General features: G+C 69.5%; 15 protein-coding genes. 8 read left to right on the top strand and 7 right to left on the bottom strand.

Features of this window, described 5'->3' with window-relative positions:
* Window positions 1-2: 2 nt before the first annotated feature.
* Genes YIM_RS22740 through YIM_RS22725 form a run of 4 tightly spaced genes read right to left on the bottom strand, consistent with a single transcriptional unit; the run spans window position 3 to window position 2655 of the window.
* Window positions 3-218, bottom strand: a complete 216-nt coding sequence (locus YIM_RS22740) for an MbtH family NRPS accessory protein (RefSeq protein WP_153032259.1) — start codon at window positions 216-218, stop codon at window positions 3-5.
* Window positions 219-228: 10 nt separating this feature from the next.
* The gene (gene sbnB, locus YIM_RS22735) at window positions 229-1257 is read right to left on the bottom strand and encodes a 2,3-diaminopropionate biosynthesis protein SbnB (protein WP_153032258.1); all 1029 of its coding nucleotides are present in this window, start codon (window positions 1255-1257) and stop codon (window positions 229-231) included.
* The gene (sbnA, locus tag YIM_RS22730; protein WP_228004913.1) at window positions 1251-2312 is read right to left on the bottom strand and encodes a 2,3-diaminopropionate biosynthesis protein SbnA; all 1062 of its coding nucleotides are present in this window, start codon (window positions 2310-2312) and stop codon (window positions 1251-1253) included. Before sbnA ends, sbnB begins: the two co-directional genes overlap by 7 nt.
* Window positions 2266-2655 (bottom strand): hypothetical protein, encoded by a 390-nt coding sequence (locus tag YIM_RS22725; protein WP_153032257.1) that lies wholly within the window; start codon window positions 2653-2655, stop codon window positions 2266-2268. The genes sbnA and YIM_RS22725 overlap by 47 nt, the downstream gene beginning before the upstream one ends.
* 440 nt (window positions 2656-3095) lie before the next feature.
* Between YIM_RS22725 and YIM_RS22720 the strand changes: the two genes are divergently transcribed.
* The 5 genes from YIM_RS22720 to YIM_RS22700 all read left to right on the top strand — a co-directional run bounded on the left by YIM_RS22720 (window position 3096) and on the right by YIM_RS22700 (window position 8023).
* A complete protein-coding gene (locus YIM_RS22720; RefSeq protein WP_153032256.1) occupies window positions 3096-3629 on the top strand; it encodes a GNAT family N-acetyltransferase in 534 nt (177 codons plus the stop codon).
* 78 nt (window positions 3630-3707) lie between these two features.
* Entirely contained in the window at window positions 3708-4817 is a 1110-nt protein-coding gene (locus YIM_RS22715) for a DegT/DnrJ/EryC1/StrS aminotransferase family protein (protein ID WP_153032255.1), read from the top strand.
* A gap of 66 nt (window positions 4818-4883) precedes the next feature.
* Entirely contained in the window at window positions 4884-6278 is a 1395-nt protein-coding gene (locus tag YIM_RS22710) for an NDP-hexose 2,3-dehydratase family protein (RefSeq protein WP_153032254.1), read from the top strand.
* A gap of 55 nt (window positions 6279-6333) precedes the next feature.
* Complete coding sequence (locus YIM_RS22705; protein WP_194240260.1) at window positions 6334-6963, top strand: dTDP-4-dehydrorhamnose 3,5-epimerase family protein; 630 nt, start codon at window positions 6334-6336, stop codon at window positions 6961-6963.
* Between the two features lie 67 nt (window positions 6964-7030).
* Complete coding sequence (locus YIM_RS22700) at window positions 7031-8023, top strand: Gfo/Idh/MocA family protein (protein ID WP_153032253.1); 993 nt, start codon at window positions 7031-7033, stop codon at window positions 8021-8023.
* On the opposite strand, the gene YIM_RS22695 is transcribed toward YIM_RS22700, so the two are convergent.
* A complete protein-coding gene (locus YIM_RS22695; RefSeq protein WP_153032252.1) occupies window positions 8013-9545 on the bottom strand; it encodes an SDR family oxidoreductase in 1533 nt (510 codons plus the stop codon). The two genes, YIM_RS22700 and YIM_RS22695, sit on opposite strands and share 11 nt — an antisense overlap.
* 89 nt (window positions 9546-9634) lie before the next feature.
* Here YIM_RS22695 and YIM_RS22690 point away from each other — a divergent pair, with 89 nt between their 5' ends.
* From YIM_RS22690 to YIM_RS22680, 3 genes are all read left to right on the top strand, one after another.
* Entirely contained in the window at window positions 9635-10345 is a 711-nt protein-coding gene (locus YIM_RS22690) for a bifunctional 2-polyprenyl-6-hydroxyphenol methylase/3-demethylubiquinol 3-O-methyltransferase UbiG (RefSeq protein WP_153032251.1), read from the top strand.
* A gap of 232 nt (window positions 10346-10577) precedes the next feature.
* Window positions 10578-11885, top strand: a complete 1308-nt coding sequence (locus tag YIM_RS22685; RefSeq protein WP_153032250.1) for an activator-dependent family glycosyltransferase — start codon at window positions 10578-10580, stop codon at window positions 11883-11885.
* 42 nt (window positions 11886-11927) lie between these two features.
* Window positions 11928-13169 carry a flavin-dependent oxidoreductase gene (locus tag YIM_RS22680; RefSeq protein ID WP_153032249.1) on the top strand — a complete coding sequence of 414 codons (1242 nt, stop codon included), beginning with the start codon at window positions 11928-11930 and terminating at the stop codon, window positions 13167-13169.
* Window positions 13170-13196: 27 nt separating this feature from the next.
* Here the strand turns inward: YIM_RS22680 and YIM_RS22675 are convergent, their stop codons facing one another.
* Together YIM_RS22675 and YIM_RS22670 are read right to left on the bottom strand one after the other, a co-directional pair.
* Window positions 13197-14207 carry an NAD(P)-dependent oxidoreductase gene (locus YIM_RS22675; protein ID WP_153032248.1) on the bottom strand — a complete coding sequence of 337 codons (1011 nt, stop codon included), beginning with the start codon at window positions 14205-14207 and terminating at the stop codon, window positions 13197-13199.
* A gap of 13 nt (window positions 14208-14220) precedes the next feature.
* Window positions 14221-15525, bottom strand: coding sequence for an activator-dependent family glycosyltransferase (locus YIM_RS22670; protein ID WP_153032247.1), 1305 nt, complete (start codon window positions 15523-15525; stop codon window positions 14221-14223).
* Window positions 15526-15540: the final 15 nt, after the last annotated feature.

The raw sequence follows: 15540 nt of genomic DNA, 5'->3' as shown, positions 1-15540 counted from the left end.
CGTCAACGTGACTCGGCCGCCTGCTCGGCGGCCATCCGCCGGCGCAGGCTCAGCGGCCGCATGTCGGTCCAGATCCGTTCGATGTGGTCGAGGCACTCTTCCCGCGTTCCGGACGTGCCCTCGGACCGCCAGCCTGCCGGGAGTTCCCGGTCGGCGAACCAGACGGAGTACTGCTCCTCGTCGTTGACCACGACGAGGAAGGTTTCCGCGGACGACATCGCGCTCCTCTCAGCTGACTCGGTTCGCTTCGACGGGGACTTGCCCGGCGAAGTCGGGCAGGGACAGGCCGAGCCCGCGTTCGGTGGCCGTGTCCAGGACGTGGGCGGCGAGCGCGGCGTCGAGCGCGCCGAGACCGAACGGCGAGAAGATCACCACGGAGTCCGGGGCGTACGGCGACAGGATGCGGCAGGCGAGCAGGGCACCGAGCTCGGCCGTGATGAACTTCCGGTTCCCGCTGATCTGCTGGGCGAGATCGAGCGACGTGCGGGCCCGGCACACGTGGTCGGCGTCGTCGACGACGTTGCTGGCGGCGAGAATCGACTCGACGGTGAGGTCCCGCAACGAAAGGTGCAGCACCACCGTGCCCGGCCGGCAGGCATCGGTCCCGAGGTGGGGCTCGCTCGCCGTGGTGGCGAGGGATACCAGCCGGTGCGCCGCCATGGCTTCCTCGGCCCGGTCGCGGACCTCGACCGACAACTCCGGCCACTGTCCGGCGACCCTGGCCGCGAACGCTCGCGCGCGCCGCGGATCGAGGTCGAAGAGGGTGACCTCGGCGAGCGACGGGAACGCGGCCCGCAGGAAGGCGAGCACCTCGTAGTTGATCACGCCGCAGCCGATCAGGCTCACTCCCGTGCGGACGTCCGCCGGCGCCCCGTCCGTGATCGCCGAAGCGGCGACCGCGGCACTGGCCGCGGTCCTGCGCGCCGAGATGACCGAACCCTCGACGAGCGCGACCGGCCGTCCGTCGGTGACGGAGTTGAGCAGGATCGCGGCGGAAGCGCGTTCCTTGCCGTGGCTGATGTTCTCCGGGAACGAGGCGACCCACTTGACCGCGGCGACAGGACGTTCGCCGCCGACGTATGCGGGCAACGCGATGATCCGATCTCGGCTGTTGCCGGGAAAACGCAGGAACACCGACTGCGGAACCGAGGTTTCTCCGTGGGTGTGCGCCAGGTAGGCGGCGCGAACGGTGCGCAGCACGGATTCGTGCGCGCCGTCTAGCACGGCGTGGACGTCGCCGCGACTGAGGATCAACACGCCACCTGCTCCTTCCATAGGTGCCTGATGTCCCCGAACTTCTCCTCCACCCAGGCGTCGGAGTAGATGGTGTCGAGGTAGCGCTCACCGCGGTCGGGCAGCAACATCACGCAACTCGCGTCGTCGGCGAACCCGGCCCGCAACTGGCTCACCGCGCTGACCACCGCCCCGGACGACCCTCCACTGAGGATCGCTTCGGCGCCGACCAGCCGGCGGCAGCCCACCACGCAGTCCTGGTCGGTCATCCTGACCACCGAATCCGCGATCCCGTCGTAGTGCAGCGCCGACCGGATGGCCGCGCCGTGTCCCGGGATGAGCCGGTGGCAGGTGACCTCGCCGAAAATGGCGCTGCCTTCGGCGTCCACCGCGATCACCCGCGTGGACAGCCCGTTCTCCGCGATGAACCGCGCGCAGCCGTGGATGGTGCCGCAGGTGCCCGTCGCGACGAACAGGTAGTCGATCTCGCCGTCGAGCTGCTCGGCGATCTCCCCCATGACGCGTTCCTGCGCCACGGCGTTGAGCGTGTTCGCGTACTGGTTGAGCCAGAACGCGTTCGGGACCTCCCGCACCAGCTCGCGGACCCGATCGATCCGCGCGGAAAGGAAGTCGCCGAGTTCGTTGTCCGCCTCGGTCACGGTGTTCAGCTCCGCGCCGTACGCGGTCAGTATCGCGAGGTTCTGCGCCGTGGTCTTCGGGTCCACCACGCAGATGAACCGCAGATCGTACAGACGGCACACCTGGGCGAGCCCCACCCCGAGGTTTCCCGAACTCGACTCGATCACCGTCGACTTCCCCGGAATGAGCTGTCCGCTCTCGATCGCGCCGAGCACCATTCCCAGTGCGGCGCGGTCCTTGTTGCTCCCGCCCGGGTTCAGCGCCTCCAGTTTGGCGTAGAACCTGGTGGGATCACCGGGGAAAAGCCGGTCGAGCCGGACCAGCGGAGTCGCGCCGACCGCGGCGAGCACACCCTGCCTGCCCGGTGCGGCGCTCACCTCGGCCGGGCCGGGCTCACGCCGTGGCGGCCTGGCCCTCGGCCGCGGCGGCGGTGGCATCATCCTGGTCCTCCCCCTGGCGATCCGGCGCGACGGACTCGATGAGCTTGGCGAGCGAACCACCGGCGACGGCGATCCGGATGATGTTGTTCGCGAGTTCGCCGAACGTCTCGGCCTGGGCGTCTTCCAATTCCTCCAGCATCATGACGCCGGTGGAGTTCTCCAGCTCCAGCAACACCTGGACCACCAGGAACGAATCGAGATCGCGAAGGTTTTCCGGCTGCGGAACGTCGGGCTGCTCACCGCAAACCATATAGGCGATGTCCCGCGTCAGCACCGTCAGTTTTTCGACCAGATCCGGGTCGACGTCGACCGTCGTTTGCTTGTCCGACATGTTTTCTCCCACACTCCCGTTCTCTGCCGCATTGGCGGAGATTCACAAAGATCGACCCGGTGAATTGAGGAATTTCGACCCCGTGCTCATGAACATACGCGTGTGCGTGCCCCGATTCGAACCCGAGCCGAGATCGGGTGCCGGCGCGACATCGACCGACCCTAACCACGGCAGGCACCGGTGGTCAACAATTCCACCTGCCCGAACACGGCGCCGGGAGCGGGCGGCCCGGGAGCTGTCCCGCTGGCGGGACGGCCCGCCGGGACCAGGTCACCGCACCGGCGTGACCACCGCGCCTTTTTCCGCGAATTCCGTCAATGGCACCACTTGACGGTCTACCGACTCCGTTATTAACTGCTGACCGGCGGCAGGATTTGCCCGCCCGCACCGCGAGCCGCGGAGCGGGCCGCGATAAGCGCCACGAAATCACCGTGAAACGAGGAATACCGACCATGCTGTTTCCTCACACCGAATCCAGCCGCGTCGCCCTGCGGCCGGCCAGCGTCGAGGACGCGCCGAAGGCGTATGACATCCTGTTCCGGCTCGGCTACGGCGGCCTGCCGGTCATCGACGAGTTCACCGATTCCTTCGGCAGGGGCCTGTCCGCCTGCTTCATGCTCCAGCGGGCGGACGACGGCGAACAGGTCGGCGTCAGCACGATCTCCGACCTCAACTCGGCGGGCCACGTCCGGGCCGAAATCAACGTCGGCGCCGGGCAGCCCGAAGAGATCCGCGTGCACGCCAGTGCGCTCACCACGAACATCGCCTTCGCGATGTGGCGCACGCGGAAGGTCTACTTCCACACCGTCGACCCGGACGCCGGGCACGTGGGCTTCGGGCCGGAGCACTCGGCGATGGTCCGGGCCGAAGCCGTCCTGCGCGACTACACCTTCTTCCACGGCAGGGTGTGGGACATCAACGTCTTTTCCGTTTATCGCGAGGACTGGGACGAGCACGGTGTCGACCTGCTCAAGCAGATCGTCTGAGACCGACCGGAATCCTCCGGCTCCTACGTTGACCCAACTACCGCAACGGGTGCCCCCCGGTGGAGGTGACGTGCCAAGATGACCCAGTACGTGTGGGGTTACCTGCCCGAGTACGAAAAGGAACGGGACGACATCCTCGACGCTGTCGACACGGTGTTCCGTTCGGGCAAGCTGGTTCTCGGGCCGAGCGTCGAGGCCTTCGAACGCGAATTCGCCGCCTACCACGGGGTGAGCCACTGCGTCGGCGTCGACAACGGGACGAACGCGATCATGCTCGGCCTGCGCGCGCTCGGTGTCGGCGCCGGTGACGAGGTGATCACCGTCTCGAACACGGCCGCGCCGACCGTGCTGGCCATCGACGCGATCGGCGCCACCCCGGTGTTCGTGGACATCCGTCCCGATACCTACCTGATGGACGTCGAACAGGTCGCCGGGGCGATCACCGAGCGCACCAGGTGCCTGCTGCCGGTCCACCTCTACGGGCAGTGCGTCGACATGGCACCGCTGGAGGAACTCGCCGCGAAGCACGGCCTGCCGATCCTCGAGGACTGCGCCCAGGCGCACGGGGCCCGGCACCACGGCCGGATCGCCGGCTCGATGGGCAGGGCCGCGGCGTTCTCCTTCTACCCCACCAAGGTGCTCGGTGCCTACGGCGACGGCGGCGCGACCGTCACCAGCAGCCCCGAGATCGACGCGAACCTGCGGCGCCTGCGGTACTACGGCATGGAAGACGTGTACTACGTCGTGTCGACCCCGGGGTACAACAGCAGGCTCGACGAGGTTCAGGCGGAGATCCTGCGCCGCAAGCTGACCCGCCTGGACGAGTACGTCGCGAAGCGGCAGTCGGTCGCGGCGCGCTACGCCGATGCCTTCGCGGGCACGGATCTGCGCACCCCGGTGACCGCACCGGGCAACGAGCACGTCTACTACGTGTACGTGGTCCGCCACCCGGCGCGCGACAGGATCATCGAAGCGCTCCGGGAACACGACATCTCCTTGAACATCAGCTACCCGTGGCCGGTGCACCGCCAGTCCGGCTTCGCGCACCTGGGTTACCGCGAGGGCTCGCTGCCGGTCACCGAGGCCGCCGCGGGCGAGATCTTCTCGCTGCCCATGTACGCCTCGCTCTCCGACGCCGACCAGGAACGCGTCATCGATGTGCTGCACGGCGTGCTCGCGAGGCTCTGACCGGACTCGCCGGCCACGTCGGGTACCGACGGCGAGCCGCGCGTCCCGACGACAGGAGGCACCGGCATGAAAACAGGCGCGGAATCGCTCACCGGTACCACGGCCGACGACACCCGCTCATCGCTCGACGGGTTCCACGCGTGGTGGGTCGAGCGGCACAGCAGCAGTCACTTCGCGGTGGAGCACATCCCGTTCTCCGAGCTGGACGCCTGGGACTTCGACTCGGACACCGGCAACCTCGGCCACGCCAGCGGGCGCTTTTTCACCGTGGAAGGCCTCCAGGTCAGGGAAGCCGGCATGGAGTTCTGGTCCCAGCCGATCATCAACCAGCCGGAGATCGGCATTCTCGGCATCGTCGTCAAGGAGTTCGACGGGGTACTGCACTGCCTGATGCAGGCGAAGATGGAGCCCGGCAACATCAACACCCTGCAGCTGTCACCGACGGTCCAGGCCACGCGCAGCAACTACACCCGGGTGCACCGCGGGTCGAGCACGCCGTACCTCGAGTACTTCACCGGACCCGGCCGCGGCCAGGTGGTGGTGGACGTGCTGCAGTCGGAGCAGGGCGCCTGGTTCTGGCGCAAGCGCAACCGGAACATGGTGGTGCTGGTGACCGGGGACGTGCCGGTGCGGGAGAACTTCCGCTGGCTCAGCCTGGCCGAACTCCACCAGCTCATGCAGGTCGACAACCTGGTCAACATGGACGCCCGCACGGTGTTGTCCTGCATGCCGTTCGGGTTGCCGGACGAGGCCGAAGCCGTCAAGGGCGACGCGTTCTCCGAAGCGCTGGTCCGCTCGTACCAGTACCAGGACGACGAAGCGGACACGCACGCGCTGCACACCCCCGGTGAGATCCTGAGCTGGTTCACCGAGGCGAAGACCCGCTGCGACTGGACGGCCCGGCTGGTCCCGCTGGCGAAGGTCAGCGGGTGGTCCCGCGACGAGCACGGCATCGCCGACCAGGAGGGCAGGCAGTTCCGGATCGTCGCGGTCGAGGTCCACGCGGGCACCAGGGAGGTCCAGCGCTGGACGCAGCCGCTGCTGCACCCCAGGGGCCAGGGGCGGGCGGTCTTCGTCATCCGGCCGATCAACGGGGTGATCCACCTGCTCGTCCAGGCCCGGCCGGAGTTCGGGTTGATGGACATGCTCGAAATGGCACCGACCGTCCACCTGCTGCCCGGCCAGGACGTGGCCGCCGTGCGCGACTCGTTCCTGCGCGACGTCCTGACCGGCTGCTCGGTCACCACGCGCTACGACCGGGTGCTCTCCGAAGAGGGCGGCCGCTTCTACAACGCGCTGACGCGGTACCAGATCGTCGAGGCGGACGAGGACTTCCCCATCGAGGTGCCACCCGATTTCTGCTGGATGACCGTCCGCCAGCTGATGGATCTCCTGCGGCACGGTCACTACCTCGACATCGAGGCACGCAGCCTGCTCGCCTGCCTGCACAGCCTGTGCTGAGCGCCGGCCCGGTTCCGACGCCCACCATTCACCCCAGGACACGGAGTGGCCGAACATGATCACTACCCGGGTGGAGATCGCCCCGATGTCGATCCCGAACGCCTACCGCCTGACCCCGGAACGGCATTTCGACCGGCGGGGCTATTTCTCCGAGGCGTTCCGCGCCGAAGCTCTCAGCGAGGCCATCGGCTACCCGTTCGTGGTCGGCCAGGCCAGCTACTCGATCAGCTGCCGCAACACCGTGCGCGGCATCCACGGGACGGCGATCCCGCCGGGACAGGCCAAGCTGGTCACCTGCGTGCGGGGCGCAGCCCTCGACGTCGCGGTGGACCTGCGGGCCGGCTCCCCCACGTTCGGGCAGTACGAAGTGACCAAACAGGACGAGGACTCCGGTGTCGCGGTGTACCTGGCCGACGGTCTCGGCCACGCCTTCCTCGCCCTCACCGACGACGTGTGCATGAACTACCTCTGCTCGGAGGCCTTCGTCCCGGGCACGATGACCGTGATCAACGCACTCGATCCGGACATCGGAATCCCGTGGGGCCTCACCGAACGGCCCACCATGTCCGAAAAGGACGCCGGCGCGCCGAGGCTGAACGAAGCACTCGCCGCCGGGCTGCTCCCCACCTACGAGGAATGCCTCGCCCACTACGCCCGGCTGAAGGCGGGATCGGCGCGGCCTTGACCCACCCCGGCACGGGCGCCCGGATCGCCTTCCTGTCCATTCCCTCGCCGAGCGGAGTTCTTCCGACATGAGTGTTCACGCAGCCGACCGGCTTCGCATGGGGGTGATGGGGTGCGCGGACATCGCCTGGCGGCGAACCCTTCCCGCGATGCTCGCCAACGCGTCGATCGACATCGTCGCGATCGCCAGCAGGGACGAACGGCGGGCGAAGGAGTTCACCGACCGCTTCGGTGGCGTCCCCGTCGAGGGGTATGAAGCCTTCCTCGCCCGGGACGACGTGGACGCGGTCTACCTCCCGCTGCCGGGGCTACTGCACGCGGAGTGGATCGAACGTTGCCTCGAGGCGGGCATGCACGTCCTGACCGAGAAGCCGATGACGGCCAGCTACGCCGAAACCCGGCGGCTGGTGGACTACGCGCGATCGGCGGGACTGGTGCTGCTGGAGAACTACATGTTCCTGCACCACTCCCAGCACACCGCGGTCCGCGAAATGCTGGCGGGTGGCACGATCGGCGAGCTCCGGCTGTTCTCCAGCGCCTTCACCATCCCGCCGAAGCCGGCGGGTGACATCCGGTACCAGCGCGACGTCGGCGGCGGCGCCTTCCTCGACTTCGGCGGCTACCCGGTGCGTGCGGCGCTGCACTTCCTCGGCCCCGAACTGGACATCGTCGGCGCCGTGTTCAAACACGACCGCGAGCACGACGTGGTGACCTCCGGCAGCATGCTGCTCTGCACCCCGGACGGCGTCGCCGCGCAGCTGGCCTTCGGCATGGAGCACTCCTACCGCAACAGCTACAGCCTTTCCGGCAGCACCGGCAGGCTGCTGCTCGACCGCGTCTTCACGCCACCGGAGACCCACCAGCCGGTGCTGCGGATCGAGCGCCAGGACCACCGCGAGGAACTGGTGCTGCCGGCGGACCACCAGTTCGCCAACATCATCGACCTCTTCGTCGGCGCGGTGCTCGACGGGGACGACGTGCGCGCGCAGGACGAGTGGAGCCTGCGGCAGGCGGCGCTGATCGAGCAGATCGAGGCGGCCGCGCTGCACATCAAGGTCTGAGGGCACCGGCCGCCCGCGGATCCGGCGACCACTCGGCGAGCTCCGCGGGAGAAAGCACGGCGGGTCCGTCGTCCTCCGACCGCGTACCGGACACCTCACCGAGCACCCAGCCGACGATCGTGGCGGCGACCCGTTCGACCGGTACCGTGCCACGGCCACCGAGCGGCCCGTTGGTCAGGTCGGTCCACATCTTCGGCGCACGCGCCAGCAGGACCCGGTATCCGTGCCGCTTCGCGCAGTACCGCCCGAGCGCCTCCAGCGCCGACTTCGCGATGAGGTACTGCGGCAGCTGGTCGGGCACGTCGTCAACGGCACCCGAGGACAGCAGAACGATCCAGCCGCCCGGTTCGAGGAGCTCCAGCGCCGCGGTGAGCGGGCGCAGCGCGACGGTCAGGCTGGTGTCCACGAACTCGCGGATGGTGTCCACGCCGTCCGGGTGCAGCGCGGAGCCCAGCACGGCCGGCCCCGCGCTGAGCACCAGCCCGTCCAGCCGCACGCCGTCCTCCGCGAGGGCCGCGATGGCGGCTCGCACCGATTCGTCGTCACCGGCGTCGAGCACGAGCGGGCGCACCCGATCGGCACCGAACTCCGCGGACAGCGCCTCCACCGGGCCCGGCGCGCGCTCGGTGGCCCACACGCCGGCGCCTTGGGCGGCGAGCACCGACACGATCGCGGCGCCGATGCCCCGGCTCCCGCCGACCGCGAGCACCTTCCGGCCGGCGAGCCGCTCCCCCGCCGGAAGCACGCTGGTCGCCGAAGTCCGGCCGGCGGTGGGCACCCGGCGCCGGCGGAACGCGCGCAGTTCCACCTCGATTCCCCGGCCAGTGCCGGTGCAGGAGGCATTCACCGCCAGCGTTCCGGTACGCGCGTCGGCGGTGGTGATGGTCGCCGCGTAGCGCGGATCGTGATCTTCCGGCTCGCCCGCCTCCCGCACCCGCAGTCCGGAAAGGACCGCGTCCCGGCCCGGTGCGCGCATCCCGGCGAACCAGCTGCCCCAGGCGAGCGCGCCCAGCAGCGCGTCCGGAACGGCCTGCGCGCCGAGCCGGTCCGCCAGCTCCCGCAGTGCTCCGGGACGGGGAAGGCCGTAGGAGCCGGTGAACACGTCGCCGCGCTTCAGCTCTTCGTGGGATTCCGGTTCCCGGGGCAGCCGCGTGACTCCGGGGCGCACGGCCCCGGCGGACGGGCCGCCGCGGACGATCTCGATGGCGAGCACCGGCAGGTCACCCTCGCGGACGGTGATCGTGCCCGCTCTGCCGTCCTCTTCGGACACCACGACGCGATAGGTGCGTTCCGGGAACAGCGGCCGGGGGAAGCGAGCGGTCAGCCCGGTCGCCGCACGCGCCCACCCGGCGGGAACCGCGGCCAGCGCGGCGATCACCACGAGCGCCCCGGGAAGTACGCGGCCGCCGAAAGAAGTGCGCCTGGCGTATGCGGGATCGAGGTAGTGTGGGTTGCGATCACCCGTCGCGGCGGCGTAATCGTCCACCTGGCCCGCGGTCAGCCGCAGCCGGAACTCGTTCATCGGACGCCACCACACCTTTCCGAATCCCGGCCCACCGCCGGGCGATCGAATATGCGTATCACACGTTATCCCATCGGGAGGCCTGTTTCATGTTCACCGAGCAGCACGCGGACGTATTCGAAAGCATCTATCGCAGCCGTGGAAAGGACTGGCGAAAAGAAGCGCTGGACATCGTCGCGCATATCCGGTCCAGGTTTCCGGAAGCCGATTCACTGCTCGACGTCGCCTGCGGCAGTGGCATTCACCTGGAGACGTTCGCCGAACGCTTCGGGCACACCGAAGGACTGGAGATCGCCGAGCCGATGATCCGGTACGCCGCGAAACGGCTGCGGGACGTGCCGCTGCACCAGGGCGACATGCGATCGTTCGACCTCGGGCGCACCTTCGACGCGGTGTGCTGCATGTTCTGCTCCATCGCCTACCTGGACACGGTCGCGGACATGCGGGATGCCGTGCGGAGCATGGCCGCGCACCTGGTTCCCGGTGGCGTGCTGGTCGTCGAACCGTGGTGGTTTCCCGAGCAGTTCATCGAGGGTTACGTCGCGGGCGATCTCAGCCGGGAACCGGACCGCACGATCACGCGCGTCTCGCATTCGGTCAGGCAGGGCGGCAAAACCCGCATGGAACTCAAGTTCGTGATCGGCGAGGCCGGTGGCCTCACCGAGTTCACCGAGATCGAGATCCTGTCGCTGTTCACCAAGGACGACTACCTGTCGGCATTCACCGACGCCGGTTGCTCGGTCGAATATCTCGAGGGCGGCCCGACCGGGCGCGGACTCTTCGTCGGAATCCGCCGGTGAACACTTGATCCCGCGTGTTGTCCCGCCGGCGAGACGATGGCCGTAACCGCCCGCTCGACTGCCCGCTCGGCCACCCTGGCGACGGGCCGGCGAATATGGCAGGCTTCCCGGCAAAGGGCGACGCGCACTCGGCAAGGTTCCTTTTTTCACCCGCGCTCAGCGGCCACAGGCGATTCCCCACGCGCGTTTCCGGTCCCGGAAAAAAGCGCGCCCGGCATTCCGCGGAGGATGAATGCGTGTCCTGTTCACCACGTACTCGGAGCGAACCCACTTCCACGCGATGGTGCCGCTCGCCTGGGCACTGGTCACCGCCGGGCACGAAGTACGGGTCGCCAGCCAGCCCGCACTGACCGACGTGATCACCCGCACCGGGCTCACCGCGGTGCCGGTCGGCGAGGACCACAACCTGTGGCGGGTCTCGAGCCGGTTCCTGACCCCGCGCTTCGCCAAGGCGAACCCCCAGGCGTACAAGAAGATGCGCGGCGTGGAACTGCCGCCCTTCGACCTCGCCGACGAGCCGATGGACAGCGTTTCCTGGGAGTACCTGCGCTCCGGTTACGAGAAGGTCGTTCCCGGCTGGTACAAGATGATCAACGACCCGATGGTCGAAGACCTGGTGGCGTACGCCCGCAGCTGGCGCCCGGACCTGGTGATCTGGGAACCGGCGACCTACGCCGGCCCGATCGCCGCGAAGGCGGTCGGGGCCGCGCAGGCGCGCCAGCTGTGGTCCATCGACATCTTCGGCCGGACCCGGCAGAACTTCCTCCGGCAGCTCCGCGAGCAGCCCGAAGGCGAACGGGTCGACCCGCTCGCCGAATGGATCGGCGGGCAGACGGAGAAGTTCGGCGCCGAGTTCTCCGAGGACCTCACCACCGGGCACTTCAGCATCGAGCAGTACCCGGCTTCGCTGCGGATGGAGACCGACCGGCGTTACGTGCCGATGCGGTACGTGCCCTACAACGGTGACGCGATCATCCCGAAGTGGCTGTGGGAGTCCCCGGCGAAGCCGCGGGTCTGCCTCACCCTCGGCACCGCGGCGACCGAGCACTTCGGCGGCTATCCGGTCAGCGTGCAGGACATCCTCGACGCACTGGCGGACCTCGACATCGAGCTGGTCGCGACGCTGGCCGAGACCGAGCAGGAGAAGCTCGAACGCGTACCGGCCAACACAAAACTGGTCAGCTTCGTACCGCTGAGCGCGTTGATGCCGACCTGCTCGGCCGCCATCACGCACGTCGGTTTCGGCACCTTCAACACCACCGCGTTGAACGCGGTTCCCCAGCTGACGCTGCCGGAACAGCACGACGCGCCGCCGCTGGCGAGGCGGCTGGCCGACTACGGTGCCGGGCTCACCGAGTACCACAGCGAGGCGACCGGCGAGAAAGTCCGCGCGCACCTGATCCGGCTGCTCGAGGAACCCGGTTTCCGCGTGGCCGCGGGCCGGCTGCGCGACGAAATGCTCGCCATGCCCTCTCCGAACGAGGTGGTGGCGACGCTGGAGAAGCTCGTCGCCGAGTACCGGACCGGTGCGGGGCACTGAAGGGCCACGAGCTGGCAACGACGAGATCGGCGGGAGCCAAACATGCGAGTCATCATCGCCGGCGGTGGTATCGCCGGCCTCAGCGCGGCCCTCAGCCTGCACGCCGCGGGCATCACGGACGTGCTCGTCACCGAAGCCGCCGAGGAGATCAAACCGCTCGGCGTCGGGATCAACCTGCTGCCGCACGCCGTGCGCGAACTCACCGAACTCGGCCTCGGGGAACGGATCGCGCGGATCGGCGTCGCCACCGGGGAACTGGCCTACTTCAACCACCTCGGCCAGCTCATCTGGTCCGAACCACGGGGCATCGGGGCCGGTTACCGGTGGGCGCAGTACTCGGTGCACCGGGGCAGGTTGCAGCACCTGCTCCTCGACGCCGTCCACGAACGCCTCGGCCGCGCCGCGGTGCGCACGGGTCACCGGCTCACCCGGTTCACCACCACCGCGGACGGGGTGGTGGCCGACTTCGGCGGCGAGCGGCTGGCGGCGGATCTGCTCATCGCCGCCGATGGCATCCGCTCGACGGTGCGGGCCCAGCTCTACCCGGACGAACCCGGTCCACTGTGGAACGGGCTGGTGCTGTGGCGCGGGATCACCAAGGGCGTTCCCTACCGCGGCGGCCAGTCGATGATCATGGCGGGGGACGGTGAGCGGAAGTTCGTCGCCTACCCGATCTCGGCCCCGGACGAGCACGGCCAGGTGGAGATCAACTGGGTGGCCGAGCGCCCGCTCGCCCACTCCGCCGCCGGCCGGGGCAACTGGAACCAGCGCATCCCGGTCGACGAGTTCCTGCCCCACTTCGCCGACTGGAAGTTCGACTGGCTCGACGTCGCCGGGACGATCCGGGACGCGCAGCAGGCCTACGAGTACCCGATGGTCGACCGGGATCCGCTGCCGCGGTGGACCCACGGCAGGGTGACGCTGATCGGGGACGCGGCCCATCCCATGTACCCGATCGGCTCCAACGGCGCTTCACAGGCTGTCCTGGACGCACGCGTGCTGAGCGACGCGCTCGCGCGGATCGGCGATCCGGAGCGGGCGTGCGAGCACTACGAGGCGCAGCGCAGGCCGCCGACGGCCGCCACCCTGCTCGCGAACCGCGGGATGGGCCCGGAGCTGGTGATCAAGCTCGCCAACGAGCGGGCGCCGGAAGGGTTCACCGACATCGAGCAGATCCTGCCGCTGAGCGAGCGGACGGAGATCGCCGCCAGGTACAAGCGCATCGCGGGCTTCGACCCGAAGCTCCTCAACGAGCGGGCCAGCTACGGCACCACCATCGGCTGACCGAGATCCCCGCTCACCGGGTCGGCCTCAACCGGCCCGTTCCAGCTCGAAGCGGCGGACAGCCGCTTCGAGCGCGGTGGCCAGATCCGTCCGCGGCGACCAGCCGGTGAGGTCGCCGAACGCCGTCGAGCCGCAGACGACGTCGAACAGGTCCGAAGCGCCTGCCTGCGTGGACGCGGTGGACACCACGGGCACCGGCGGGCGGCCCGTGCGGGCGGCCACCACCGCGGCGATCCGGTGGAACAGGTCGCCGATCCGGGTAGCCTCGCCGGATCCGATCAGCCAGCGGCGGCCGGCCAGCGCATCGGCGTGGTCGACCGCCGCCGCGAACGCACGGGCGACGTCGTCCACGCAAACGAGGTCCCTGGCCACGGTGCCGTCGTGCCACATCGTCAACGGCTCACCGGCGAGGGCGCGGCGCATCATCGCGGCCACCACGCCGCGTTCCAGTGTGCTCGGGCCCACGCCCGCCCCGTACACCGTCGGGAGGCGCAGCGTGATGCCGCGCAGCACGCCCGCCTCGGTCGCCGCCACCAGTTCCCGTTCCGCCTCGAGCTTCTGCCGGTCGTAGACGGTGACGGGTTCGTCCGGCGTCTCGTCGGACAACAGCGCGGATCGCGGCACGCCCGCCTGGGACAGCGAACCGGCGAAGACCACCACCGGTGGCGGCCCCGTCGTCCTGCCCTGCTCACGCAGGACCGCGACGAGTTCGCGCACCAACCCCAGATTGACCCGCTCGGCCGCCTTGTCGCCCTCTTCCACCCGCCAGGTCGACGGCCCGTTGATGTAGGCGACCAGCTGGATCACGACGTCGGAACCACGCACCGCCGCCGCGATCGCGCCGGGCCGGGTGAGATCCGCGGTGCACACCTCGGCCTCCGCCACGGCGTTCGCGGGCACGGCCGCGGGGCGGCGGGAAACCAGCCGCAACCGCACCGGGTGCGCCGCGAACTCGCGAACCACGGCGGTGCCGACAAAACCCGAGGCACCGAGAACGGTCACGAGCGGCCTCGCGGTGTCGGTCGATTCGTAGCGCAACGGTCCTCCCCGGCTAGGCGATCTTCTGGGCGGCACGGTGCTCTCGAGCCAGCTTTTCCAGCTCCGGCACGGTTTCCGCGGGTGTCGGCATCGCCAGCATCTCGTCGGCCAGCCGCGCCGCCGCGGCACCGAAGGACGGCTCGGCGAGCAGTCGCCGCGCCTGCTCGCGCACGAAGTCCCCGGTCAGCTCGGTGACGTGCCGGACGACCGCGGCGCCACGCCGCTCGACCCGCAGGGTGGACACCAGCGCGTCCTCCTGTTCCGGGATCGCGAGCTGCGGGACGGCGTTCAGCATCGTGGTGCACAGGGTGCCGAAACCGGCGTGGTGGATGACCAGCGAACAGGTCGGCAGCAACGCGGGCAGCGGCACGAACGGCACGATTCGCGCGTTGGGCGGGACGGCGGTCAGCTTGTGCTGTTCCGATTCGGCCACCGTGGCGACCACCTCGACGTCGAGTTCGGCCAGTCCGTCGAGGAGTTCCCGCACGCTCACCGAATAGCCGCCGAACCGCTCGGCCGAGCTGAGCCCGAGGGTCAGCGCGACCCTCGGCCTGGCAGGCGGATGACGCAGCCAGCCGGGGATCACCGCGGGCCCCGGGTAGGGCACGTACCGCATGGGCACGCTGTGCAGGCCCACTTCCATCCGCAGCGAGGCCGGGAACTGCTCGACGGTGAACTGGCCGGTGAGCAGTTCCTCGGTGAACTCGACGCCGTAGCGCCCGGCGAGCCCGGCCAGCCACGTGCCGAGCGCGTCCTCACGATCGTGCTCGGGCCGGGTTCGCCGCAGGCGCAGGAAGTGCCGGCGCATCCGCCCGAAGAAATCGAGGGACCACAGCACCCGCGCGTGCGCGGCACCGCACGCGCGGGCCGCGATGGCCGCGGCGTAGGTCACCGGCTCCCAGAACACCAGGTCGGGCCGCCAGGCCCTGGCGAACGCGACCAGGTCCGCCACCATCGGCTCGTTGGCCATCCGGTATCCGGGCACGGCCTCCTTCTGCCCGTCGCGCAGCGCCTCCCAGGTGAGCCGCGCCGGATCCTCCGGCAGATCGAACGGCGGCAGCCGTCCCCAGCGGACCTTCGCGTACAGCGCGGGGTGCCTGGCGGCGAATTCGGGCGCGAGGAACCGCTTTGTCACCGCGTCCATCCCGTGGTCGGTACCGACCGGCACGGCGGTGAGCCCGGCACGGGTGATCGTGTCGACGAGCCGCGGCTGGCTGGCGACGCGCACCTCGTGCCCCGCCGCCCGCAACGCCCACGCCAGCGGCACCATCGCGAGGAAATGCGTCTTCTCTGGATAAGTGGCGAACAAAATACGCACGGGAATCCTTCCGGG

Source organism: Amycolatopsis sp. YIM 10 (assembly GCF_009429145.1).
Lineage (GTDB): Bacteria > Actinomycetota > Actinomycetes > Mycobacteriales > Pseudonocardiaceae > Amycolatopsis.
This window is presented reverse-complemented; position numbering and strand designations above follow the sequence as displayed.